Raw genomic sequence first — 23,532 nt, 5'->3', positions numbered from 1 at the left:
TGTCGGAGTGTGGCTCAGCCCGGTAGAGCACTGCGTTCGGGACGCAGGGGTCGCAGGTTCGAATCCTGCCACTCCGACCATTCTTCCAAAAGTCGACGTTTTCCAGAGACTTGGCGGACCGGCCGCCGGCGCCTCGGAGCGCCTTTTTGCAACGATTTTCGGGACGGGTCCACGGCCGATTTGGGTCGGCAGGGCCGCTTGCCGATGCGGCATGGCTCCGCAAGGCGATTAGGGTGCAAGGCGGCCGAGTGGCCGGCTCGGCGATCCGCCGGAGCCCCCTCGTGTTCGCAGCCGCGCCACAGGCCCTGCCTGTGCTACCTAGCGATATCGCCTCGATCCGGAGCCCCGATGCAACGCCCCCGTCCAGCCCTGCCGCGATACGTGCTGATCGGCATAGCCGCGCTTGCGGCCATCGCGGCGGCGGGCTGGCTGGCCTACGTCCTCGCGCTGGATGCCGCCTTTGCGCGCATGGAGCGGGAGGCCAATGACCGGCTTGCGCTGATTGCCAGTACCTTCGATGCGACTGTTGCGCGCTATCGCTATTTGCCGGCGGTTCTGTCGCTCGCCGATCCCATCCGCGAGCTCTATCGCGACCCCCATGACGCATCGGCGTCCGCCGCCGCCAACCGCTACCTTAAATCGCTCAATCAGGGAGCCCGGTCCGCCGAGCTCTATGTTCTCGACAGCACCGGCCTTGCGCTCGCGGCAAGCAATTTCGACCTGGATTCGAGTTTCGTCGGACACAATTACGGGTTCCGCGCCTATTTCATGGACGCCATGCGAACCGGCGAAGGCCATTACTACGCCGTCGGCGCCACCACGGGACAGCCCGGCTATTTCCTGTCGCATCGGATCATGGAGGGCGGCAAGACCCTCGGCGTCGCCGTGGTCAAGATCGATCTCAGTGCGCTCGAGGCGGACTGGGCAAGTGCCGGCGATCTCGTCGCGATGGAGGATGAGAATGGCGTGATCTTCCTCGCCAGCCGCGAGGACTGGAAATACCGTCCGCTGCTTCCGATCCCCGCGCAGCGGCTCGCAGAACTGAATGCCGCGCAGCAATTCGGTCAGGCGATCGACCCAGCTCCGGTCTTCGTGCCCAAAGGCGACCGGGAACGCGTTCAGATCGGTCGCGCGCGCGGCCGAGGCAATGTCGAGCTCGGGGACTACGCCCTTCAGGTCCGGCCGCACGATCAGGGCTGGCGGCTGCTCCTGTTCTCGGACGTCGCGGATGCTCGGCGCAATGCGTCGACCGTCGCGATCGCGAGCGTCTTCGCCCTGATCGCCTCTCTGCTGGTCGTGCTGGTGGCCTATCAGCGGCGGCAGGTCGTCCGGGCGAAGCTCGATGCGCATGACGTGCTCGAGCGGCGCGTGGCCGAACGCACGGAAGAGCTGCGCCGGACCATGGAAAGCCTGGTGCAGAGCGCCAAGCTTGCCAGCCTCGGTCAGGCGCTCGCCGGCGTCGCGCACGAGATCAACCAGCCGCTCGCGGCGCTGATCACCTATGTCGCGAGCAGCCGCGTTCTGCTCCGCCGCAACGAGGTCGATCGTGCCGCCGCCAATCTCGACCTGATGTCCTCGATCGCCGAGCGCATGATGGCGCTGATCGATCACCTCAGGATGTTCGCGCGGAAGGAGACCGGCACGCGCAGCGCCGTCGCGCTCGCGCCCGTCATCGACAATGCGATCCGCCTGCTGCAATACCGGATCGACAACGAGCATATCGAGGTGGTGCGCTCCGCGCCTGCCGAGCCGCTTCATGGTCTCGCCAATCCGATCCGGCTCGAGCAGGTCGTCGTCAACCTCCTGTCGAACGCGATCGATGCGATGCGCGATCGCGAGCGGCGGGTCCTCGGCGTCACACTCGGCCGCCACGACGACAGCGCCGTGATCGAGGTCAGCGACACCGGTGCGGGCATCCCACCCGAGCATATCAAGTCTCTGTTCGACCCGTTCTTCACGACCAAGGAGATCGGCGAGGGGCTTGGTCTCGGGCTCTCGATCTCGTACGGAATTGTCAGGGAATTCGGAGGAGATATCCTGGTGGACAGCACGCCGGGCAGGGGCTCGACTTTCAAGGTCGTCATTCCGGTCATGGACGTCGCGCTAGCCTCGCCACATCAGGAATTGCACGCATGAGCGGGTCCGTGCTCGTCGTCGACGACGAGGAGATCGTCCGCAATTCGGTGCGGCAATGGCTGGAGCTGGGCGGCTTCACGGTCCGGGCCGCCGCCGGCGCGGATGAGGCCATTCGCCTCGTGACAGAAAGCCCGCCCGATGCCGTGCTGACCGATTTTCGCATGCCGCACCGATCCGGACTCGATTTGATGCGCGACGTTCACCGCGCCGATCCTGACATTCCCGTCGTGCTGCTGACCGCGCATGGCGATGTGCCCCTGGCGGTCGCTGCGATGCGCGAGGGCGCCTACGACTTCCTGCAGAAGCCTCATGATCCCGAGCTCCTCTCCGCCGTCATGACGCGCGCCATCGAGCGGCGGCAGCTGAAGCTGCAGCTTCGCCAGCTCTCGGATCGCCTTGCCGCCCCCGGCGCGATCGATGCCCGCCTGGTCGGGCTGTCGAAGGCGATGGTGGCGGTACGGGCCAGCATCCTCGAGCTTGCCGGTCACGATCGCGACGTGATCGTCACCGGCGAGACCGGAACCGGCAAGGAGGTGGTGGCGCGGGCCCTGCACGATTTCGGTCCGCGTGCGAAGGCGCCCTTCGTCGCCGTGAACTGTGCCGCGATCCCGGCCGAGCTGTTCGAGAGCGAATTGTTCGGCCATGAGGCCGGCGCCTTCACCGGGGCACGGGGCGCCCGCATCGGGAAGTTCGAGCACGCCAGCGGCGGCACGCTCCTGCTCGACGAGATCGAGAGCATGCCGCTGCCGTTCCAGGCCAAGATCCTGCGCGCCCTCCAGGAGCGTACGATCGAGCGCGTCGGCTCCAACAAGCTCCTGCCGGTCGACGTTCGCGTCATCGCGGCGGCGAAGGGTGATCTTGCGACCGAAAGCCGCCAGGGGCGCTTCCGTTCCGATCTCTACTTCCGCCTCGCGGCAGCGGAGATCAACCTGCCGCCGCTGCGCGAGCGCGGCAACGACGTCCTGCTGCTGTTCGAGCATTTCGCCGCCGCCGCCGCCAAGGGCGCGGGCCGCACCATGTCGTCGCTGCGAGCGAACGATCTCGATGCGCTGCTCGCCCATGACTGGCCAGGCAATGTGCGCGAGCTGAAGAACGTTGCCGAACGCTACGCGCTGGGGCTCGCGGCGACCGGCCGCAGCGTGGCCGAGATCCTGCGGCGTGGCGAACCGGGGGCGCCGCAGCGGACGCTCGCCGACCGCGTTGCGGCCTATGAGCGCGCGCTGATCGAGGCCGCCTTGCGCGAGCACGATTGGTCGATTGCCGCCGTCACCGAGGAGCTCGGCGTTCCGCGCCGGACCCTGAACGAGAAAATGGCGAAATACGCCCTGGCGCGGCCCGGCCGCAAGGAATCCTGAGCCGTCGGCGATCGGCGGAAATCCGCCGATGTCGGCATTCGCGTCGGCGGATTCCTGCCGACGTTTTGGCCCTCGCGAGGCCGTCCTCCTCGAAAATCTGCGCAATTCCCGGCAATTCTCCGCGTTTCCGCGCGCCGCTCGCGATTGGCACAGCCGTTGCTGAAGGAGCGCCGAAACCATCCGGTTTTCCAATAAATCTGCGGAGGACGTCGTGAGTTCACAGGAAGCCTCAATTCAAACCATCGGCGCACCCGTCACGGAGACGCGCGCGGATAGCCTCGACATGAAGCGCCGGCTGCGGGCGATCTTCGTCGGCTCCGTCGGCAATCTCGTCGAGTGGTACGATTTCTACGCCTATGCGGCGTTTTCGCTCTATTTCGCCAAGGCGTTTTTTCCAGACGGCGATGAAGTGGTGCAACAGCTCAACGCGGCCCTGCTGTTTGCGGCGGGCTTCCTGGTGCGTCCCCTCGGCGGCTGGCTGTTCGGCCATCTCGCCGATCGCTACGGGCGGCGCAACGCGCTGACGCTGTCCGTCGTGATGATGTGCTTCGGGTCGCTGATCATCGCGGTGACGCCGACCTACGCGTCGATCGGGCTGGCCGCTCCCGTCATCCTCGGCCTTGCGCGCGTCCTGCAGGGCCTGAGCCTCGGCGGCGAGTACGGCACCAGCGCCACCTATCTCAGCGAGGTCGCGGACGAGAAGAATCGCGGCTTCTATTCCAGCTTCCAGTATGTGACGCTGATCGGCGGTCAGCTCTGCGCCATCCTCGTGCTGCTCCTGCTGCAGAAGGTGTTTCTCTCGACCGAGGAGATCCGCGCCTGGGGCTGGCGCGTGCCGTTTGCGTTCGGCGCCGTGCTCGCGGTCGTCGCCGCGCTGATGCGCAGCAACCTTCATGAGACCGATGCCTTCAAGAGCAGCCAGGCGACGGTCAAGAAATCCAGCTCGATCCGTATGCTGCTGAACTATCCGCGCGAGCTGATGCTGGTGGTGGGACTGACCATGGGCGGCACGGCGGCCTTCTACACCTACACCACCTATATGCAGAAATTCCTTCGCCTCTCGGTGAAGCTGACGGACGACCAGACCACCATGGTGACGGCAGGAAGCCTCGTCTTCGCGATGATGCTCCAGCCGATCTACGGCGCGATCTCCGACCGCATCGGGCGGAAATGGCTCCTGATCGGATTCGGCGTGTCTGGCACGCTGTTCACCATTCCGCTGTTGACGACGCTCCAGACGACGCATGATGCGTTCTCGGCCTTCCTCCTCATCGCCGCGGCCTGGATGATCGTGTCGGGCTACACGGCGATCAATGCGGTGGTGAAAGCCGAATTGTTTCCGACCAGCGTGCGGGCGACCGGCGTCGGGGTGCCCTATGCGCTGACCGTCTCGATCTTCGGCGGCACCGCGGAATCGATTGCGCTCTGGTTCAAGTCCATCGGTCACGAAAGCTGGTTCTACTGGTATCTGACCGGCTGCATCGCGGTGTCGCTGCTGGTCTATCTGACCATGCGTGACACCAAGACCATGTCCGCAATGGATCGCCACGAATAGGGCCTAGGCGCTGGTGCCGGCGGTGTGGACGTCCTCATCGCCGCGCCACCAGCACGCCCAGCAGGAATGCCACCATCAGCGACGGCAGTGGTGCCTCGCGCACCATGCCGCGCACGATGTCCGTCCAGTGCTGCTCCGGGACGAGTCTTGGCGACCTGACTTCGGGCATCGGCGGGATGTCCCAGTGTGATGCGAGCTCAGCGATCTCGCTTTGCGCGAGCTGGACGCCGTCGCGGATGCGGAAGATGGCGGCTTCCGATCGCTCGCGCGGGCCGAGCGACATCAGCGTCGCGATCGCGGTGCGCAACGTCATCTCGCCGAAACCCTGCAGCCTTACCGACTCCTCGGGGTCCGACGTCATGTGATCATCCCTCACAGCGCGAAGTGGCGCGCGATGGTGAAGGCCGCCGTCGCGCACAGGATCAGCGTGGATACCGCGCCGGCCACGCCGCGCGCGAGATGGGCTCGCGTCAGGTGCCTGGTCATGATCTTGCTCCATGCTCAGCATGGAAATGACGGCGAGCAAGGTTGGTTCCCTGCGCAACGCGCGAATCGCCAGGCCGCCTACTTCCGCAGCAGTTCGCTCAGCGCCGCCGTCGCCTCTGCGCAGCGGATGTCGTCGATCTCGCGCGACAGGCTGAGCGCGCTCGATCTCAGCTCTTCGAGCTTCCAATTCTCCGGATTCTGGTTTTCGAGCTGGCTGAGACGCTTGTTGAGGTCGTCCAGCCTGGATTGGAGCTGCCCGATGCTGGCGGCCCCATTCACTTTCCAAACGCGTTGTGCGCGCATCGTTATTCCCCTGATCGTCTCACGGCGTTGTGAGAGCGGTTCGTGGCCGCAATGGGAGTTTCTTTTGTCGGGCTTCAGACGGTGGGGAACCGTTGCAGATTGGCAACGGAAGTTCCTCGATTGGTCGGCCGGGCCGACTTGCTCTTGCGCGGCGCGCGTCGCAGGCGCGGAATCTGCATGTGTGCGGGCACGACGGCGCGGGCAGCGCACGTCCGAAAGAACGAAGGACAGACGTGTGGCGAGATTTGTGAATGTGGCGGCCGGCCAACTCGGCCCGATTGCGCGAGCCGAGACCAGGACGGAGGTGGTGGCGCGGCTGATCGCGTTGATGCGCCAGGCAAAGGCCAATGGCTGCGACCTGATCGTCTATCCCGAGCTCGCGCTGACCACCTTCTTTCCGCGCTGGTATTTCGAGGATCAGGCCGAGATCGACAGCTTTTTCGAGCGCGAGATGCCGGGGCCGGAGACGCGAGCCCTGTTCGATCTCGCCAGTGAGCTCGGCATCGGATTCTACCTCGGCTATGCCGAGCTGACGGCAGAGGCCGGTATCGTCAGGCGCTACAACACCTCCATTCTCGTCGACAAGAGCGGCGCGATCGTCGCGAAGTACCGCAAGGTCCATTTGCCCGGCCATGCCGAGCACGAGCCGTGGCGCGAATTCCAGCATCTGGAGAAGCGCTATTTCGAGCCCGGCAGCGGCTTTGGCGTCGTCGGTGCATTCGGCGGTATGATGGGAATGGCGATCTGCAACGACCGCCGCTGGAGCGAGACCTATCGCGTGATGGGCCTGCAGGGCGTCGAGATGGTGATGATCGGCTACAACACGCCGGTACACAATCCGCCCGCGCCGGAGCATGACGACCTCTCGCTGTTCCACAATCACCTGGTGATGCAGTCCGGCGCCTACCAGAACGGCACCTTCGTGGTCGGCGTCGCCAAGGCCGGGGTCGAGGAGGGCGTCGACCACATCGGCGGCAGCTGCATCATCGCGCCCTCGGGCGAGATCATCGCGCGCTGCACGACCAAGGGTGACGAGCTCGCGCTCGCCCGCTGCGATCTCGATCTCTGCAATTCTTACAAGCGCACCACGTTCAATTTCGACGTTCATCGCCAGCCGCGGGCCTACGGGATGATCGTGGAGCGCAAGGGCGTGACGACCATGGCGGACGGGACGCCGGTGAAGGGGTGATGCGCTCTCTCTTGTAGCCCGGATGAGCGCAGCGAAATCCGGGGCCGCTCGCCCGGCATTTGGCACTGTCATCGCCCGGCTTGACCGGGCGATCCAGTACGCCGAGACAGTTGTGGCCTACCCGAAAGGCCACGGCGTACTGGATTCCCCGCCTTCGCGGGGAATGACGGCGGTATTTCGAGGACGAAGCCGTTGCCACACACTCCGTCATTGCGAGCGCAGCGAAGCAATCCAGAGTCTTTCCGCGGAGAGATTCTGGATTGCTTCGCTGCGCTCGCAATGACGATGAACCAGTGAGTGCACTCTATGACCGTCACTCTGAGGTGCGCGCTCCGCGGCGCACGCGCCGTGGAGCAAGCCTCGAAGGGCGACGGCCCGGCTGTATCTCGGCCGCTCATCCTTCGAGGCTCCTGATGGGGCGCTCCGCGCCTCATCAGTCGCGCCTCAGGGCGACGGGGTTGGCGGTTCCCAGGCTGCAAACCGGCCGCTCCGTACTTCTACCCAATCACAACCACGTGTCTTTATTCGGAAACGATCATTCCCTATTATGCCGCAATGCAAAAAGCCGTCCGCCGATCGCAAGCCAGCGTCCGTCCGCCAGGTCGTCCCCGGGAGTTCGACATGGATACCGCGCTCGACCGCGCCCTTCGGGTGTTTCGCGAGCGCGGCTATCACGCCACCTCGATCGGCGATCTCACCTCGGCGATGCGGCTTGCCACCGGCAGCGTCTACAAGGCGTTTCGCGACAAGCATGCCGTGTTCCTCGCCGCCTTCGAGCGTTACACCGGCTTGCGCCAGGAGCAGACCCGCAGCGCCGCGGCGCGCGGGGAGAATGGCCGCGAGCGGCTGCGCAACGTGCTCCTATCCTATGTCGAACATTCCCAGGGCATCGAGGGGCGGCGCGGCTGCCTCGTGGTCGGAAGCGCGGTGGAATTGTCGGCGGTCGATCCGGCGATCCGGGCACGCGTCGAGGCCCAGCTCAAGACTAATGAAGATTTCATCGCCTGCCTCATCCACGAGGGCCAGGCCGACGGCTCGATTCCGGGCCATGTCGATGCCGGCGACACCGCGCGGCTGATGATCTGCATCACGCAGGGCATGCGCGTCGTCGGCAAGGCGCGCCTGCCGCTCGACGGGCCCCGCCTCGTCGGCGTCGCGATGAAGCTGCTTGCCTGAATTCAGATCCTATTAGGGAATGATTGTTCCCGATTATCGGAGACCCACGTAAATGACGATGAATGCCACGATCGAGACCGCGCCCGAGCCGGATGCAGTGTCGCAGCGCCTGACCTTCGTGCTTGCCGCGGCCTGTGGCATGATCGCCGCCAACATCTATTATGCGCAGCCGCTGATCGCCCCGATCAGCGCCGCGCTCGGCCTGTCGCATGCGGCGGCGGGGCTGATCGTGACCATGACCCAGATCGGCTATGGCGTGGGGCTGCTCTTCATCGTGCCGCTCGGCGATCTCGTCGAGAACCGCGCGCTGATCTGCTCGGTCATCATGCTCGGCGCCGCGGCGCTGCTCGCCGCCGCGTTTTCGATCCATGCGCTGCCCTTCCTGATCGCGGCGCTGTTCATCGGCCTCGGCTCGGTCGCGGTGCAGATCATCATTCCCTATGCCGCGCATCTCGCGCCCGAGGCCATCCGCGGCCGCGTCGTCGGCAACGTCTCGACCGGCCTGATGCTCGGCATCATGTTGGCGCGTCCGGTGTCGAGCTTCGTCACCGCGGCCTCGTCCTGGCATGCGGTGTTCTTCGCCTCCGCCGCCCTTATGATCGTGCTCGCCACCGTGCTGTGGATGACGCTGCCGAAGCGCAAGCCGGTCGTGCGCATGCATTACGGCACGCTGCTGCTGTCGATGCCGCACCTCGCCCTGCACACGCCGCTGCTCCGGCGCCGCGCGCTCTACCAGGCCAGCCTGTTCGGCTGCTTCACCCTGTTCTGGACGGTCGCGCCGCTGCAACTTGCCGGCGCGTTCGGCTTTACCCAGACCGGCATTGCACTGTTCGCGCTTGCCGGCGTCGCCGGGGTGTTCGCAGCTCCCATCGCGGGCCGGCTCGCCGATCGCGGCCATAGCCGCATCGCGACGCTGGTTGCGATGCTGCTCGCGGCCGCGGGCTTCCTCGCGACCTATATCGGCGCGCCCGGCTCGATGCTGAACCTCGCTGGCCTGGTCGTGGCCGCGATTGCCATCGATATCGGCGTGCAGGGCAACGTCGTGCTCGGTTTCCGCGCCATCTTCGCGCTCGGGCACGAGCATCGCAGCCGCCTCAACGGCCTCTATATGGCGACGTTCTTCGCGGCCGGCGCTGCCGGCTCCGCGGTCGGCGCCTGGGCCTTCGCGCAAGGCGGCTGGCCGCTCGCATCGGCCATTGGCCTCGCTCTGCCTGTCGCGGGCCTGCTCTATGCGGCCACCGAGTAGCGGCCGGCCGGGACGGACATTGTGCGATGCCGGTGTTTACCAAGCCGCGGACATGCGGCCCTGCCATGCCGTGTGTGCCGCAATTTCCATCTCGCGGATGGGTTGCAGTTGTAGTACTTTCGTCGCAATCGGACCTGGTTAACGGGCGGCAGGGGGAGGCTGATGAGGCGTGCGGGGCTGTTTGGCGTACCGCGGGTACGGTCATGGTCGTGGCAGGCGTTTCTGCTGGGACTCGTCGTGGTCGCAGCGTCGGCCCTGCTTCAGGGCATCTGCGTCGCGCTCGGCGCAAAGCTCTATTTCGCCGCGTTCGTGCCCAGCCTGTTCGTGCTCGCGCTCGTCGCGGGCGTGCCGGCGGCGACATTCGCCGCGCTGCTCACCATTCCGCTGGTGTGGTGGGCGTTCATACCGCCGTTCTTCGAGTTCACCCCCCTGACCAGCGCGAATGCCGATTCCATCAACCTGTTCTGCCTGCTCGCCGTGCTCCTGATCGGCCTTGCCGATCTCTGTCGCAAGACGATGATGATCAACAGCCGCGGCGGGCTGAAGCCTTCGGGCAAGAGCGCGGCAACGAATTCGCAATAAATCGGCGTTGCGAGAGCGGGTACGTTGCGCACGCGCAACAGTCCGGCAACCATGCGCGAGCTTGCCGGGCGCCGCTAACTTTTCGAAAAAGATTTGGCCGCAATTTCTCCCCCGGGAATGACGAGGGAGTTTTTGGACATGAACGGCCAGATCAACGGACACGCCATCTTGGAGAACGTGCGCCGCTATCGCGGCATCGCATCGCTCTATCGCCAGACCGCCGCATTCCGCCCGGGCCAGAGCTGGTCGCTGCTGGAGCAGGCGAGGGAGTGGGAGGCACGGGCGCTGTCGGAGCTGGAAGCCTATTTCGCCGCGCGCATCGACTACGCCGCTCCGCTTGCGGCCTGATCGTTCACCGCGCAGGACGGGGCGCGATCGGCCCGGCTGGGGGCGGGCGACCCGGGGCGACCACGGAGTTGTCTCGATGCCCGCTTGTGCTAGCAACATCCCGATCGAGATCTCCTCTAGGGAGGGCGGGGGCGAGCGATGACCACATTCAACCGCATCTTCACCACAGAGCGCCTGCTGCAGATCATCGTCATTCTGGCGGCGACGATCGCGATGAAGCTGATGGCATAGCCATCGGCGGGCTACGGCCCGCCAAGCTCGGGCACGACGGGCAGATAGTTCGACCCTTCGGAACCAAGAAAATCGAACATAGCCTGCGCCGGCGGCAGCAGCACCTTGTCGCTGCGGCGGATCACGTACCACTGGCGGACGATCGGCAGTCCGGCGACATCGAGCACGATGAGCCGGCCCTCGGCGAGCTCATGCGCGACCGTGTGGGCCGAGATGAAGGCGATGCCGAGCCCGGCGATCACCGCCTGCTTGATGGTCTCGTTGCTGCTCATCTCCATGCCGATGATCGGCTCGAGGTCCGACCTCTGGAACATGCCCTCCATCAGCGTCCGCGTGCCCGAGCCGGGCTCGCGGGTGAGGAAGGTCTCGTGCACGAGGTCGGTCAGGCTGAGGCCGGAATCCTTCTCCAGCCAGTGCCCCTTGCGCGCGACGATGACGTGCGGATTGCGTCCGAGCTGACGGACGTCGACGCTGACGTCGGCCGGTGGCCTACCCATCACCGCGAAATCGAGGTCGTAGCCGTGCATGGCCTCGCGGATCTCCTCGCGATTGCCGATGGTGAGCTTGATCTCGATCTTGGGATGCCGCTTCGAGAACGCCGCGATGGCATGCGGCACGAAATATTTCGCGGTCGAGACCGCGCCGAGCTGCACCGTGCCGCCGGTCCGCCCCGCCAGCAGGTCGAGCGCGCCCTGGCAATCCATGATCGCGGCTTCGACCCGCTCGGCCAGCGCCAGCACCTCCTTGCCCGCCTCGGTCAGCAGCATGCCGTCGCCGGTCCGCTGCACCAGCGGCAGGCCGGCGAGGTCCTGAAGCTGCCGCAGCTGCTGGGTCACGGCGGGCTGCGTCAGCCCGAGATGGCCGGAGGCCGCCGTCACGCTGCCCTTGGCCGACAATGCCGCGAGCGAGCGAAGCTGCCGGATCGTCAGATGCCGGAGCTGGGCTGCCGCATGGCCGGAGCCATTATAAGAAAATTCTTTGGCGCTCATTATGAATAGAAATTTTCCTTATTAAGCCGCCCCTGTCAATCTCCTGATGCCGGGACTGACCGCACCGACCTCCAGCGTGGAGGGCAATGGATGCGGCGCCGGCCCAGGGGATGGACGCAGATGACCGGGCAACTCAGGCTGGACGACCACCTTCAACGGTATTCAGAGACCGCACCGCACGCGCTGGCCGTGGCGGCCGCGGTCGATGCCATCGCGGCGGCGGCGATCGAGATCGCCGACCTCATCGCCACCGGCGATCTCGCGGACGCATCGGGCCTGACGACGGGCCGCAACAGCGACGGCGACGTCCAGCGTGATCTCGACGTGCAGGCCGATGCGATCCTGCGCCGCTGCCTCGGCAGGCTGCCGGTCGCGGCGCTGGCGTCGGAGGAGATGCGCGAGCCGCAGATCGGCGACCGCGACGGCCGCATCTGCGTCGCGATTGATCCGCTCGACGGCTCCTCCAACATCGACATCAACATGACCGTCGGCACGATCTTCTCGATCCTGCCTGCACCTGATGATCTCACGCTCGCCTTCCATCAGCGCGGCTCGGCGCAGCTCGCGGCCGGCTTCGTCACCTACGGGCCGCAGACCTCGCTGGTGCTGACGCTCGGCGATGGCGTCGACATCTTCACGCTCGACCGCAAGGCGGGCTGCTTCCGCCTCGCGCGCAGCGCCGTGCAGATCTCCGAGGCCTGCGAGGAGTTCGCGATCAACATGTCGAATCGCCGTCACTGGGACTCGCCGGTGCGCGCCTTCATCGACGAATGCCTTGCCGGCGTCGAGGGGCCCGCCAACCATAATTTCAACATGCGCTGGATCGGCTCGCTGGTCGCGGAAGCCTACCGCATCCTCACCCGCGGCGGCGTGTTCCTCTATCCCTCCGATGCGCGGCCCGGCTATGGCGACGGCCGCCTGCGCCTCACCTACGAGGCACACCCGATGGCGATGATCATCGAGCAGGCCGGCGGCTCGGCCTCGACCGGGCGCGAGCGCATCCTCGACCTCTCCGCGCAGAGCCTGCACCAGCGTGTGCCGCTGATCATGGGCTCGAGCAACGAGGTGCGGCGCGTCGAGGAACTGCATTGCGATCCGCTGCTGGTTGCCAGCGTCTCGGCGCCGCTGTTCGCGCGGCGCGGATTCTTCCGACTCTGAGCGAGGTGAACGCATGTCCAGGAAGCACCCGATCATCTCGATCACCGGCTCCTCCGGTGCCGGCACCACCTCGGTCAAGAAGACGTTCGAGCAGATCTTCTTCCGCGAGAAGGTCAACGCCGCCTACATCGAGGGCGACGCCTTCCACCGCTATGACCGCGCCGAGATGCGCACGCAGATGGCGAAGGAGGCCGAGCGCGGCAACAAGCACTTCAGCCATTTCAGCCCCGAGACCAATCTGTTCGAGGAGCTGGAACGTGCCTTCCGCGACTACGGCGAGACCGGCACCGCGGTGACGCGGCACTACGTCCACGACGCCGAGGAATCGGCGCTGCATGGCGCCGCGCCCGGCACCTTCACCGACTGGAAGCAGCTGCCGGAGAACTCCGACCTGCTGTTCTATGAGGGTCTGCACGGCGCCGTCGTCACCGACAAGGTCAACGTCGCGCGCTATGCCGATCTCAAGATCGGCGTCGTGCCGGTCATCAATCTCGAATGGATCCAGAAGCTGCACCGCGACCGCAGCGCGCGGGGCTATTCGACCGAGGCCGTCACCGACACCATCCTGCGGCGGATGCCCGACTACATCCATTACATCTGCCCGCAATTCACCGAGACCGACATCAACTTCCAGCGCGTGCCGACGGTGGACACCTCCAACCCGTTCATCGCGCGCTGGATCCCGACGCCGGATGAATCGATGGTCGTGATCCGCTTCAAGAACCCGCGCGGCATCGACTTCCCCTATCTGCTGTCGATGTTGCCGCAGAGCTGGATGTCGCGCGCCAATTCGATCGTGTGCCCCGGCGCGAAGCTCGATCTGGCGATGCAGCTCATCCTGACGCCGCTGATCATGCAGCTGATCGAGCGCAAGCGCAGCCTGAAGTGAACGAGGAGAAAATCCGATGAACATCTCCGTCCACGCCGAAGCCGACCTCACGGCGGTTACGCACAACGATCTCGCCAATGCCGTCCGCTTCCTCGCGGTCGACGCCATCGAGACCTCGCAGTCGGGCCATCCCGGCCTGCCCATGGGCATGGCCGATGTCGCAACCGTGCTGTTCTCGCGCTTCCTCAAGTTCGACTCGGCGCATCCGAACTGGCCGGACCGCGACCGTTTTGTCCTCTCGGCCGGCCACGGCTCGATGCTGCTTTATGCACTGCTGCACCTGACCGGTGGCGATGTCAGCATCGACGACATCAAGGCGTTCCGCCAATGGGGCTCGAAGACGCCGGGCCATCCCGAATACGGCCACACGCCGGGCGTCGAGACCACGACGGGACCGCTGGGGCAGGGGATCGCGACCGCGGTCGGCATGGCGCTCGCCGAACGCATGGCCAATGCGCGGCATGGCGACGGGCTCGTCGATCACTACACCTATGTCATCGCGGGCGATGGCTGCCTGATGGAGGGCATCAGCCAGGAGGCGATCTCGCTTGCAGGCCATCTCGGACTCGGCCGGCTGATCGTGCTGTTCGATGACAACGGCATCTCCATCGACGGTCCCACCTCGCTTGCAACGTCGGACGATCAGCTCGCGCGTTTCGCTGCCTCCGGCTGGTCGGTGCGCCGCGTCGACGGGCATGATCCCGAGGCCGTTGCGCAGGCGATTGCGGAGGAGCGGGAGACCGCAAAGCCGTCGTTGATCGCCTGCCGCACCATCATCGGCTATGGCGCGCCTGATCGGCAGGGCACCGAGAAGGCGCACGGCGCGCCGCTCGGCACCGAGCAGACGACCGCGGCGCGCCGCACGCTTGGCTGGGACTATCAGCCCTTCGTGGTGCCTGTCACGATCCAGAAGGCCTGGCGGATGATCGGGCAGCGCGGGCAGGTCGATCGGCTCGCCTGGCTCGATCGCTACGAAGACGCGACGCCAGAGCAGCGTGACCTGTTCGTCGAGGGCAAGGCCGTCGCGCTGCCGGCCGCCTATGCACTGGCCGCGGCGAAATTGCGCGAACGCTTTGCAAGCGAGCGGCCGAAGCTTGCGACGCGGCAGGCCTCGCAACAGGTGCTCGACGGCATCGCCGGAACGATTCCCGGCCTGGTCGGCGGCTCCGCGGACCTGACCCATTCGAACCTGACGCATGTCAAAGCGCAGGCCCCGGTCAAGAGTGGTGCGTTTGCCGGCGACTACATCCATTACGGCATTCGCGAGCACGGCATGGCTGCGGCGATGAACGGCCTCGCGCTGCATGGCGGCTTCATCCCCTATGGCGGCACGTTCCTCGCGTTCTCCGATTACAGCCGGCCCGCGATCCGCCTTGCGGCCCTGATGCGGCTGCGCGTCATCCATGTGATGACCCACGACTCCATCGGCCTCGGCGAGGATGGCCCGACGCATCAGCCGGTCGAGCATCTCGCGGCGCTGCGGGTCATTCCCAACCTGCTGGTGTTTCGCCCGGCCGACGCAGTCGAAACGCTGGAGGCCTGGGACTGCGCGCTCGAAGCGGAAGATCGCCCCTCGGTGCTGTGCCTGTCGCGGCAGGCGCTGCCGACCTTCCGCAGCGACGTTCGCGGCAGGAATCGCGTCGCACGTGGCGCCTATCTCATCGTTTCGCCTGACGGCGGCCGCGACGTGACGCTGATAGCGACCGGCTCGGAAGTATCGATCGCCCTGGAAGCTGCGCGTCTGCTGGCGACCGAACACATCCGCGCGGCCGTGGTCTCGGCGCCGTGCTTTGCGCTGTTCGAGGAGCAGCCCGAGGATTACCGCGCCTGCGTGCTCGGCACTGCGCCGCGCGTCGGCATCGAGGCAGCCGTGGCCGGCGATTGGCATCGCTGGATCGGCGCCGACGGTGAATTCGTCGGCATGCGCGGTTTCGGCGCCTCGGCGCCGGCGCCGGTGCTGTACCGCGAATTCGGCATCACACCGCAAAGCACTGCGGAAGCGGCCCGCCGGGCGATCGCCCGCAAGAGCCAATAAGGAGGACGACCCTTGGCCCGTATCACCCTTCGCCAACTGCTCGATCACGCCGCGAACCACGGTTACGCCGTGCCGGCGTTCAACATCAACAACATGGAGCAGGGCATCGCGATCATGCAGGCGGCGGCCGAGGTCGACGCGCCCGTCATCATCCAGGCCTCGCGCGGCGCGCGCAGCTATGCCGGCGATCTCATGCTCTCGCACATGATCGACGCGCTGGAGCGGACCTATCCGGACATCCCGCTCTGCATGCACCAGGACCACGGCAATGACGAGGCGACCTGCGCCTCGGCCATCGCCCACGGTTTCACGTCGGTCATGATGGACGGCTCGCTCAAGGCCGACGCCAAGACCGCGGCTGACTATGACTACAACGTCGCGATCACGCGCCGCGTCGTCGATCTCGCCCATTGGGTCGGGGCCTCCGTCGAAGGCGAGCTCGGCGTGCTTGGCTCGCTGGAGCATGGCGGCGGCGAACAGGAGGATGGTCATGGCGTCGAGGGCAAGGTCAGCCACGACCAGCTGTTGACCGATCCCGATCAGGCCGTCGATTTCGTTCGCGCAACGAAAGTCGACGCGCTGGCGATCGCGATGGGCACCTCGCACGGCGCCTACAAGTTCAGCCGCAAGCCTGATGGCGACATCCTGGCGATGCGGGTGGTCGAGGAGATCCATCGCCGGCTGCCGAATACGCATCTCGTCATGCACGGCTCCTCCTCGGTGCCGCAGCCACTCCAGGACATGTTCAACCAGTTCGGCGGCGAGATGCCGCAGACCTGGGGCGTACCGGTGGAAGAAATCGTCCGCGGCATCAAGAGTGGCGTGCGCAAGGTCAATATCGACACTGACTGCCGGCTGGCGATGACCGCGGTGTTCCGGAAAGTCGCCGCGCAATCACGCTCGGAGTTCGATCCGCGCAAATTCCTCAAGCCGGCGATGGATGCGATGCGCGAGCTGTGCCGGGAACGGTTCGAGCAGTTCGGCACCGCAGGCCACGCCAGCAAGATCAAGGTGGTCCCGATGAGCGAGATGGCGCGCCGCTATCGCGCCGGCGAGCTCGATCCACGCGTCGACGCCCGCGAGTCCGTAGCAGCCTAATCAATCAGAGAGCAGAGAAAAGAGCAGGAGAGAGACATGAACGCACATGCAGGCACAGTCCGCGGCAAGGAACGCTATCGCTCCGGCGTGATGGAGTACAAGCGCATGGGCTATTGGGAGCCTGACTACACGCCAAAGGACACCGACGTCATCGCGCTGTTCCGCGTCACGCCGCAGGAGGGCGTCGACCCGATCGAGGCGTCAGCCGCCGTCGCGGGCGAATCCTCGACCGCGACCTGGACGGTGGTCTGGACAGACCGCCTGACAGCCGCGGAAAAGTATCGCGCAAAATGCTATCGCGTCGATCCGGTGCCGGGCACGCCAGGCTCGTACTTCGCCTACATCGCCTATGATCTCGACCTGTTCGAGCCAGGTTCGATCGCCAACCTTTCGGCCTCGATCATCGGCAACGTGTTCGGCTTCAAGCCGCTGAAGGCGCTGCGCCTCGAGGACATGCGCTTTCCCGTCGCCTATGTGAAGACGTTCCAGGGACCGGCGACCGGCATCGTGGTCGAACGCGAGCGGCTCGACAAGTTCGGCCGGCCGCTGCTGGGCGCAACGGTGAAGCCCAAGCTCGGTCTGTCCGGCCGCAACTACGGCCGCGTGGTCTACGAGGCGCTCAAGGGCGGGCTCGACTTCACCAAGGACGACGAGAACATCAACTCGCAGCCCTTCATGCATTGGCGTGATCGCTTCCTCTATTGCATGGAGGCGGTGAACCGCGCGCAGGCCGCTTCCGGCGAGGTGAAGGGCACCTACCTGAACGTCACCGCGGGGACGATGGAGGACATGTACGAGCGCGCGGAGTTCGCGAAAGAGCTCGGATCGTGCATCGTCATGATCGACCTCGTGATCGGCTACACCGCGATTCAGTCCATGGCCAAATGGGCGCGGCGCAACGACATGATCCTGCATCTGCATCGCGCCGGTCACTCGACCTATACGCGGCAGAAGAGCCACGGCGTGTCGTTCCGCGTCATCGCCAAATGGATGCGGCTTGCCGGCGTCGACCACATCCATGCCGGCACGGTGGTCGGCAAGCTCGAAGGCGATCCCAACACCACGCGCGGCTATTACGATGTCTGCCGCGAGGAGTTCAATCCGACCAGGCTCGAGCACGGCATCTTCTTCGACCAGTCCTGGGCGAGCCTGAACAAGATGATGCCGGTCGCCTCCGGCGGCATCCATGCCGGCCAGATGCATCAGTTGCTCGATCTGTTAGGAGAGGACGTCGTGCTGCAGTTCGGCGGCGGCACCATCGGCCATCCCATGGGGATCGCGGCCGGTGCGATCGCCAATCGTGTGGCGCTGGAAGCGATGATCCTCGCCCGCAACGAGGGCCGCGACTACGTCCACGAAGGTCCGGAGATCCTGGCGAAGGCAGCGCAAACCTGCACACCGCTGAAGTCCGCGCTCGATGTCTGGAAGGACGTCACCTTCAACTACCAATCCACGGACACGCCGGACTTCGTGCCGACGGCGCTGGAAACCGTCTGAGGAGTTTTGACAATGAAACTAACCCAGGGCTGCTTCTCGTTCCTGCCCGATCTGACCGACGACCAGATCACCAAGCAGGTGCAGTATTGCCTCAGCAACGGCTGGGCGGTGAACATCGAGTTCACCGACGACCCGCATCCCCGCAACACCTATTGGGAGATGTGGGGCCTGCCTATGTTCGACCTCCAGGACGCCGCCGGCGTGATGATGGAGCTCGCCGAGTGCCGCCGGGTGTATGGCGACCGCTATATCCGTATCAGCGGCTTCGATTCCAGTCATGGCTGGGAATCGGTGCGGATCTCCTTCCTCGTCAACCGGCCGCCGCAGGAAGCGGAATTCGAGTTGGTGCGGCAGGAAGTTGGCGGTCGCGCGATCCGCTACACCACGGTGCGGAAGCCCGCCGCCCACGCCGCGCAATAGCCATTCTCCCTCCGCGCGGAGCACTCCCTGCTCCGTTTCCTTGGCGGACCACTGCTTCGCCGCTCCCCTCGCGGCGAAGCCCTTTTATTCGAGGTGCCGATGCTCGATGTCCCCCATGCAACGACGACCGATCCAAGCGAGACCCATTTCGATCTCCGCAAGGAGGCCGAAGCCGCCGGGATCACCGATACGCTGCAGCAGCTCGATCAGGAGCTGATCGGGCTCAAGCCGGTGAAGAACCGCGTGCGCCAGATCGCCTCGCTGCTGCTGATCGAGCGCATCCGGCAGCGCGCAGGCCTTGCCGCCGCGCCGCCGACGCTGCACATGTCGTTCACGGGCAATCCCGGCACCGGCAAGACAACCGTGGCGCTGCGCATGGCCAAGATCCTGCACGGCCTCGGCTTCGTCCGGCGGGGGCAGGTGATCTCGGTGACGCGCGATGACCTCGTCGGCCAGTATATCGGCCACACCGCGCCGAAGACGAAGGAGATCCTGAAGAAGGCGATGGGCGGCGTGCTGTTCATCGACGAGGCCTACTATCTGCATCGTCCCGACAACGAGCGCGACTACGGTCAGGAATCGATCGAGATCCTGCTCCAGGTGATGGAAAATCAGCGCGAGGATTTGGTCGTGATCCTCGCCGGTTACGGCGAACGGATGACGAGCTTCTTCGCCTCCAATCCCGGCTTCCGCTCGCGCATCGCGCACCACATCGACTTCCCCGACTATGCAGAGGCCGAGCTGCTCGTCATTGCCGAGTTGATGCTGAAGGAGCGAGGCTATCGCTTCTCGGCAGCGGCACGCGAGGCGTTCGAGAAATACATCGCCCTGCGCCGGACCCAGCCGTTCTTCTCCAACGCCCGCTCGATCCGCAATGCGGTCGATCGCATCCGCCTGCGGCAGGCCGACCGCCTGGTGTCCGACCTCAACCGCATGCTCGATGTCGCCGATCTCGAGACCATCGATCCGGCGGATGTCCTTGCAAGCCGCGTCTTCAGCGGTGGTCCGGTTGCGGAAAGGAGCGTGAAGGCATGACCAGCGAGATCCTTATTGCGCCCTCGATCCTGGCTGCGGATTTCGCGCGTCTCGGCGAAGAGATCGCGGCCATCGATGCGGCCGGCGCCGACTGGATCCATTGCGATGTCATGGACGGACATTTCGTCCCGAACATCAGCTTCGGGGCCGACGTCATCAGGGCGATCCGGCCGGTGACCAAGAAGGTCTTCGACGTGCATCTCATGATCGCACCGGTCGATCTCTATCTCGAGGCGTTCGCAAAAGCCGGCGCTGACGTCATCACTGTTCACGCCGAAGCGGGGCCGCATCTCGACCGCTCGCTCCAGGCGATCCGCGCGCTCGGCAAGAAGGCCGGCGTCAGCCTGTGTCCCTCGACACCGGAGAGCACGATCGAATATGTGCTCGATCGTCTCGACCTTGTGCTGGTGATGACGGTCAATCCGGGCTTCGGCGGCCAGGCCTTCCTCGAATCCCAGCTGGAAAAGATCCGGCGCATTCGAAGCATGATCGGCGACCGGCCGATCCGGCTCGAGGTCGATGGCGGCATCACGCGGGACAATGCTGCCGCGGTTGCCGCCGCCGGTGTCGATACGCTGGTGGCGGGCTCCGCCGTGTTCCGCGGCAAGGGCGGCGCCGATTATGCCGCCAACATCGCCGCCATTCGCGCAGCTGCTGAGGCGGGATGGGGTCCGAAGCTGCAACATAGTTCCGCGCAGTCGAAGCGCGTGAGCGAAGCAGGTCGTATCCGGTAGACTACGGGAGGCGCAAGCATCGAAAGCTTCGCCGTTCCGGTTGTCCCAAGGCGCCGCCTCTACGCCTAGCGCATTGAGGCGAGAGATCCGCGCGGGCGTTTGGAACTAAAAATCTTGCCGGAGCTTCTCGAAGATTAATCTAGGTTAAGCGCGTTCTGCACGCAGCAAATGTTTTGCATAAACGCCATCGGCCTGACGCAAATCAGGCCCAATAAGCCCAGTGAATGCGAGGGAGGGTCTCATGGAGAACGTACGTCGCTACCGGGCGTTGGCGTCCCTCTGTCGTCAGCAGGCCGCCTACAGGCCGCTTCAAAACTGGGAACTCCTCGGCCAGGCCGAACATTTCGAATATCTCGCCGAGGTCGCGCTGAAGGCGCATTTCGACGCATGCAATGCACACCGTGACGAGGATGCAGAGGCCCCCGTCGCGGCGTGAGAGCGTCGGGCCGGCTTCGCTAATGCGACATCAGCGTCGGCACCGTCATGGCCTCCAGCATGGCGCGGGTAACGCCGCCGAGAAAGCGCTCCTGCCAACGCGAATGGCCGTAGCCGCCCATCACCAGCAGATCGAGGTTCTCGTCGGCGCCAGCGACAGGATGGTCGGCTGAATCTGGGAGCGGGCGGCTGAGAGGCCGACCGTGCGGGTCGACAGGCCCCGCCGGCCGAGATGCCTCGCCAGTTTGCTGGCCGACACCTCGCTCGGCACTGCGTCGGCTTCGTTGATCGTGATGAGCACGATCCCTTCGGCGCGCGCCAGGAATGGTGCTGCGTCGCGCATCGCGCGGGCGGCGACGCGGCTGCCGTCCCAGCAAATGCCGATCCGCCGCGCCTTGAAGGCGCCACGGAAGGTGTAGGGCAGGAACAGCACCGGGCCGCCGGCCTGGAACAGGATTTCGCCAGGCACGTCGTTGTCGAACGAGCCTTGCGCCGGATCGGGCTGGAGCACGATGCTGAGGTCGTGCAGCCGCGCCATTTCGCCGAGCGAGCTGGCTGCATCCGCGGGGATCGCGCCGAGCGGATGGCAGGTGCAGGAAATGCCGGCGTTGGCCGCTTCGCTTTTGAACACCTCGAGCGCGGCCTCGGCCCGCTCCAGGGCGCGCTCGCGCTCCAGCTCGAACACGGCCGCCACGGCGGCACCGCCGTCCAGGACGTAGGCTGCGCTGCTCGCGACATAGCCGACCGCGACCGCGTCGAGATGGGCGTTGAGATGCGCCGCGAGCGAGATCGAGCCGTCGATCACGGCGCGCATCGGCCGCTCGGTCGGGATATGGACGAGAATGTCTTTGTACATGGCGCGCCTCCGATCGACATCGTTCGACAGCGCAGTCTTCCACTGCGCGGTGGGGCGGCCTTGAGCTGCATCAACGTGCCGCCGCGATTTTGGTCGGCCGGCCGTAACACCTTTGCCAAGATTTAATCACGTGGACGGAACGCCGTAAGGTGGCAACGACCATGTTGGGGGCAAGGCGACATCTGACCCAACATGGACATTTCGACATGAACGATCGCGTCAATTCCGACACCACCACGACCGGGAAGATCCTGAGGCCGCGCCGGCTTGCGCTGCTCGGCACCGTGGCCGCGCTTGGCGTGGCCGTGCTGGCCGGCTCTCCCGGTTTCACGCAGTTCGGCGTGACCTCCCTGGTCTCGCCCGCGCACGCCGCGGAAAGCGCTACGACCCCGCCGGGCTTCGCCGACCTCGTCGCCAAGGTCAAGCCCGCCGTGATCTCGGTGCGGGTCAAGATCGACCGCGACAACGACAAGAACGCGATGCTGCAACAGAACCGGATGGATTCCGACGAGGACTCGCCGTTCGACCAGTTCTCGCGGCAGTTCGGCTTCCGCGGCCCGGGTGGCATGAACGGCATGCCGCGCCAGCGTCACCAGATGGTCACGGGCGAAGGCTCCGGCTTCTTCATCTCCGCCGATGGTTACGCCGTGACCAACAATCACGTCGTCGATCACGCCGAGTCTGTGCAGGTCACCATGGACGACGGCACGACCTACACCGCGAAGGTGGTCGGCACCGATCCGAAGACCGATCTCGCGCTGATCAAGGTCGACGGCAAGAAGGACTTTCCCTTCGTCAAATTCGCCGAGCAGAAGCCGCGGATCGGCGACTGGGTAGTGGCGGTCGGCAATCCCTTCGGCCTCGGCGGTACCGTGACCGCCGGCATCGTCTCGGCCAGCGGCCGCGACATCGGCAACGGGCCCTATGACGACTTCATCCAGATCGACGCGCCGATCAACAAGGGCAATTCCGGCGGCCCGGCTTTCGACATGAACGGCAACGTGATCGGCGTGAACACCGCGATCTTCTCGCCGTCGGGCGGCTCGGTCGGTATCGGCTTCGACATCCCGGCGACGACCGCAAAGCTCGTCGTCGCGCAGTTGAAGGACAAGGGTGCTGTGACGCGCGGCTGGCTCGGCGTGCAGGTGCAGCCGGTGACCGCCGACATCGCCGACAGTCTCGGCCTGAAGGAGGCACGCGGTGCGATCGTCGACAATCCGCAGGACGGCAGCCCGGCGGCCAAGGCCGGGATCGAGGCGGGCGACGTCATCACCGGCGTCAACGGCACCGCGATCAAGGACTCCCGCGATCTCGCCCGCACCATCGCGACGCTGGCACCGGGCACGTCCGTGAAGCTCGATGTCTTCCACAAGGGCGGAAGCAAGACGGTGACGCTCACACTCGGCGAGTTGCCGAAGGAGCGGCAGGCGAACGGTAAAGCCGATGAGGGCAAGGTGCAGCCGGAGAAGGGCACGCCGCGCCTCGGGCTTAGCCTCGCGCCGGCCGGCGAGGTGCAGGGCGCCGGCCAGAAGGGCGTCGTCGTCACCGAGGTCGATCCGCAAGGGCCGGCAGCGCAGCGCGGCATCCAGACCGGCGACGTCATCCTCAATGTCGGCGGCAAGCCCGTCGCCAATGTCGGTGACGTCCGCGCTGAATTGGCGCAGGCAAAATCGTCCGGCAAGAACAGCGTGCTGCTTCAGGTGAAGGGCGCGGAGGCGACCCGGTTCGTCGCCGTGCCGCTCGCGTAAGCCTCTCGTTCTGAACGGCAATTCAAAAGGC

The 23,532-nt window shown here is 65.6% G+C and carries 21 protein-coding genes, 1 tRNA gene and 1 pseudogene; 19 read left to right on the top strand and 4 right to left on the bottom strand.

Annotated elements, in window-relative coordinates; all coding sequences use genetic code 11:
* Positions 1–3 precede the first annotated feature (3 nt).
* The 4 genes from N2603_RS33620 to N2603_RS33605 all read left to right on the top strand — a co-directional run bounded on the left by N2603_RS33620 (position 4) and on the right by N2603_RS33605 (position 5,046).
* A tRNA-Pro gene (locus tag N2603_RS33620) sits at positions 4–80 on the top strand.
* Between the two features lie 268 nt (positions 81–348).
* Positions 349–2,136, top strand: a complete 1,788-nt coding sequence (locus N2603_RS33615) for a sensor histidine kinase (RefSeq protein WP_260385506.1) — start codon at positions 349–351, stop codon at positions 2,134–2,136.
* Entirely contained in the window at positions 2,133–3,491 is a 1,359-nt protein-coding gene (locus N2603_RS33610; RefSeq protein WP_260385505.1) for a sigma-54-dependent transcriptional regulator, read from the top strand. The genes N2603_RS33615 and N2603_RS33610 overlap by 4 nt, the downstream gene beginning before the upstream one ends.
* Positions 3,492–3,774: 283 nt before the next feature.
* Positions 3,775–5,046 (top strand): MFS transporter, encoded by a 1,272-nt coding sequence (locus N2603_RS33605; RefSeq protein WP_260424320.1) that lies wholly within the window; start codon positions 3,775–3,777, stop codon positions 5,044–5,046.
* Positions 5,047–5,080: 34 nt separating this feature from the next.
* Here the strand turns inward: N2603_RS33605 and N2603_RS33600 are convergent, their stop codons facing one another.
* Together N2603_RS33600 and N2603_RS33595 are read right to left on the bottom strand one after the other, a co-directional pair.
* Positions 5,081–5,407 carry a hypothetical protein gene (locus tag N2603_RS33600; protein ID WP_260385504.1) on the bottom strand — a complete coding sequence of 109 codons (327 nt, stop codon included), beginning with the start codon at positions 5,405–5,407 and terminating at the stop codon, positions 5,081–5,083.
* Between the two features lie 203 nt (positions 5,408–5,610).
* The gene (locus tag N2603_RS33595; RefSeq protein ID WP_018648745.1) at positions 5,611–5,835 is read right to left on the bottom strand and encodes a hypothetical protein; all 225 of its coding nucleotides are present in this window, start codon (positions 5,833–5,835) and stop codon (positions 5,611–5,613) included.
* A 235-nt stretch (positions 5,836–6,070) separates the two neighbouring features.
* On the opposite strand from N2603_RS33595, the gene N2603_RS33590 reads away from it, so the two are divergent.
* From N2603_RS33590 to N2603_RS33570, 5 genes are all read left to right on the top strand, one after another.
* A complete protein-coding gene (locus tag N2603_RS33590) occupies positions 6,071–7,024 on the top strand; it encodes an N-carbamoyl-D-amino-acid hydrolase (RefSeq protein ID WP_260385503.1) in 954 nt (317 codons plus the stop codon).
* 555 nt (positions 7,025–7,579) lie between these two features.
* Positions 7,580–8,200 carry a TetR/AcrR family transcriptional regulator gene (locus tag N2603_RS33585; protein ID WP_425248936.1) on the top strand — a complete coding sequence of 207 codons (621 nt, stop codon included), beginning with the start codon at positions 7,580–7,582 and terminating at the stop codon, positions 8,198–8,200.
* A 52-nt stretch (positions 8,201–8,252) separates the two neighbouring features.
* Complete coding sequence (locus N2603_RS33580) at positions 8,253–9,446, top strand: MFS transporter (RefSeq protein ID WP_260385501.1); 1,194 nt, start codon at positions 8,253–8,255, stop codon at positions 9,444–9,446.
* A gap of 162 nt (positions 9,447–9,608) precedes the next feature.
* The gene (locus N2603_RS33575) at positions 9,609–10,028 is read left to right on the top strand and encodes a hypothetical protein (RefSeq protein WP_026312966.1); all 420 of its coding nucleotides are present in this window, start codon (positions 9,609–9,611) and stop codon (positions 10,026–10,028) included.
* Positions 10,029–10,166: 138 nt separating this feature from the next.
* Entirely contained in the window at positions 10,167–10,376 is a 210-nt protein-coding gene (locus tag N2603_RS33570; RefSeq protein ID WP_018648741.1) for a hypothetical protein, read from the top strand.
* A 242-nt stretch (positions 10,377–10,618) separates the two neighbouring features.
* Here the strand turns inward: N2603_RS33570 and N2603_RS33565 are convergent, their stop codons facing one another.
* Complete coding sequence (locus N2603_RS33565) at positions 10,619–11,596, bottom strand: LysR family transcriptional regulator (protein ID WP_260385500.1); 978 nt, start codon at positions 11,594–11,596, stop codon at positions 10,619–10,621.
* A 120-nt stretch (positions 11,597–11,716) separates the two neighbouring features.
* Between N2603_RS33565 and N2603_RS33560 the strand changes: the two genes are divergently transcribed.
* The 9 genes from N2603_RS33560 (at position 11,717) to N2603_RS33520 (ending at position 20,898) form a co-directional block, all read left to right on the top strand.
* Positions 11,717–12,754 carry a class 1 fructose-bisphosphatase gene (locus N2603_RS33560; protein ID WP_260385499.1) on the top strand — a complete coding sequence of 346 codons (1,038 nt, stop codon included), beginning with the start codon at positions 11,717–11,719 and terminating at the stop codon, positions 12,752–12,754.
* Between the two features lie 13 nt (positions 12,755–12,767).
* Positions 12,768–13,643: a phosphoribulokinase gene (locus N2603_RS33555; protein ID WP_211401688.1), complete on the top strand. Its 876-nt coding sequence runs from the start codon at positions 12,768–12,770 to the stop codon at positions 13,641–13,643.
* 16 nt (positions 13,644–13,659) lie between these two features.
* The gene (tkt, locus tag N2603_RS33550; RefSeq protein ID WP_260385498.1) at positions 13,660–15,678 is read left to right on the top strand and encodes a transketolase; all 2,019 of its coding nucleotides are present in this window, start codon (positions 13,660–13,662) and stop codon (positions 15,676–15,678) included.
* A gap of 12 nt (positions 15,679–15,690) precedes the next feature.
* The gene (gene fba / locus N2603_RS33545; protein ID WP_260385497.1) at positions 15,691–16,776 is read left to right on the top strand and encodes a class II fructose-bisphosphate aldolase; all 1,086 of its coding nucleotides are present in this window, start codon (positions 15,691–15,693) and stop codon (positions 16,774–16,776) included.
* Positions 16,777–16,812: 36 nt separating this feature from the next.
* Positions 16,813–18,273, top strand: coding sequence for a form I ribulose bisphosphate carboxylase large subunit (locus tag N2603_RS33540; RefSeq protein ID WP_260385496.1), 1,461 nt, complete (start codon positions 16,813–16,815; stop codon positions 18,271–18,273).
* Positions 18,274–18,285: 12 nt separating this feature from the next.
* The gene (locus N2603_RS33535) at positions 18,286–18,693 is read left to right on the top strand and encodes a ribulose bisphosphate carboxylase small subunit (protein WP_260385495.1); all 408 of its coding nucleotides are present in this window, start codon (positions 18,286–18,288) and stop codon (positions 18,691–18,693) included.
* Between the two features lie 99 nt (positions 18,694–18,792).
* Positions 18,793–19,728: a CbbX protein gene (gene cbbX / locus N2603_RS33530; protein WP_260385494.1), complete on the top strand. Its 936-nt coding sequence runs from the start codon at positions 18,793–18,795 to the stop codon at positions 19,726–19,728.
* A complete protein-coding gene (rpe, locus tag N2603_RS33525; protein WP_260385493.1) occupies positions 19,725–20,462 on the top strand; it encodes a ribulose-phosphate 3-epimerase in 738 nt (245 codons plus the stop codon). Before cbbX ends, rpe begins: the two co-directional genes overlap by 4 nt.
* Positions 20,463–20,703: 241 nt before the next feature.
* Complete coding sequence (locus N2603_RS33520; RefSeq protein WP_260385492.1) at positions 20,704–20,898, top strand: hypothetical protein; 195 nt, start codon at positions 20,704–20,706, stop codon at positions 20,896–20,898.
* 19 nt (positions 20,899–20,917) lie between these two features.
* Here the strand turns inward: N2603_RS33520 and N2603_RS33510 are convergent.
* A pseudogene (locus tag N2603_RS33510) lies at positions 20,918–21,753 on the bottom strand (universal stress protein).
* Positions 21,754–21,959: 206 nt separating this feature from the next.
* On the opposite strand from N2603_RS33510, the gene N2603_RS33505 reads away from it, so the two are divergent.
* Positions 21,960–23,501: a Do family serine endopeptidase gene (locus N2603_RS33505; protein WP_260385489.1), complete on the top strand. Its 1,542-nt coding sequence runs from the start codon at positions 21,960–21,962 to the stop codon at positions 23,499–23,501.
* Positions 23,502–23,532 lie beyond the last annotated feature (31 nt).

The sequence above is a fragment of the Bradyrhizobium huanghuaihaiense genome, from assembly GCF_025200885.1.
GTDB lineage: Bacteria > Pseudomonadota > Alphaproteobacteria > Rhizobiales > Xanthobacteraceae > Bradyrhizobium > Bradyrhizobium huanghuaihaiense.
The sequence above is the reverse complement of the archived record's forward strand: the minus strand, read 5'-3'. Positions and strand labels throughout refer to the sequence as shown.

Coding starts and splice junctions, on each gene's coding strand:
- N2603_RS33615 (WP_260385506.1), top strand. CDS start 349: ATGCAACGCCCCCGTCCAGCCCTGCCGCGATACGTGCTGATCGGCATA.
- N2603_RS33610 (WP_260385505.1), top strand. CDS start 2,133: ATGAGCGGGTCCGTGCTCGTCGTCGACGACGAGGAGATCGTCCGCAAT.
- N2603_RS33605 (WP_260424320.1), top strand. CDS start 3,775: ATGAAGCGCCGGCTGCGGGCGATCTTCGTCGGCTCCGTCGGCAATCTC.
- N2603_RS33600 (WP_260385504.1), bottom strand. CDS start 5,407: ATGACGTCGGACCCCGAGGAGTCGGTAAGGCTGCAGGGTTTCGGCGAG.
- N2603_RS33595 (WP_018648745.1), bottom strand. CDS start 5,835: ATGCGCGCACAACGCGTTTGGAAAGTGAATGGGGCCGCCAGCATCGGG.
- N2603_RS33585 (WP_425248936.1), top strand. CDS start 7,580: ATGCAAAAAGCCGTCCGCCGATCGCAAGCCAGCGTCCGTCCGCCAGGT.
- N2603_RS33580 (WP_260385501.1), top strand. CDS start 8,253: ATGACGATGAATGCCACGATCGAGACCGCGCCCGAGCCGGATGCAGTG.
- N2603_RS33575 (WP_026312966.1), top strand. CDS start 9,609: ATGAGGCGTGCGGGGCTGTTTGGCGTACCGCGGGTACGGTCATGGTCG.
- N2603_RS33570 (WP_018648741.1), top strand. CDS start 10,167: ATGAACGGCCAGATCAACGGACACGCCATCTTGGAGAACGTGCGCCGC.
- N2603_RS33565 (WP_260385500.1), bottom strand. CDS start 11,596: ATGAGCGCCAAAGAATTTTCTTATAATGGCTCCGGCCATGCGGCAGCC.
- N2603_RS33560 (WP_260385499.1), top strand. CDS start 11,717: ATGACCGGGCAACTCAGGCTGGACGACCACCTTCAACGGTATTCAGAG.
- N2603_RS33555 (WP_211401688.1), top strand. CDS start 12,768: ATGTCCAGGAAGCACCCGATCATCTCGATCACCGGCTCCTCCGGTGCC.
- tkt (WP_260385498.1), top strand. CDS start 13,660: ATGAACATCTCCGTCCACGCCGAAGCCGACCTCACGGCGGTTACGCAC.
- N2603_RS33540 (WP_260385496.1), top strand. CDS start 16,813: ATGAACGCACATGCAGGCACAGTCCGCGGCAAGGAACGCTATCGCTCC.
- N2603_RS33535 (WP_260385495.1), top strand. CDS start 18,286: ATGAAACTAACCCAGGGCTGCTTCTCGTTCCTGCCCGATCTGACCGAC.
- cbbX (WP_260385494.1), top strand. CDS start 18,793: ATGCTCGATGTCCCCCATGCAACGACGACCGATCCAAGCGAGACCCAT.
- rpe (WP_260385493.1), top strand. CDS start 19,725: ATGACCAGCGAGATCCTTATTGCGCCCTCGATCCTGGCTGCGGATTTC.
- N2603_RS33520 (WP_260385492.1), top strand. CDS start 20,704: ATGGAGAACGTACGTCGCTACCGGGCGTTGGCGTCCCTCTGTCGTCAG.
- N2603_RS33505 (WP_260385489.1), top strand. CDS start 21,960: ATGAACGATCGCGTCAATTCCGACACCACCACGACCGGGAAGATCCTG.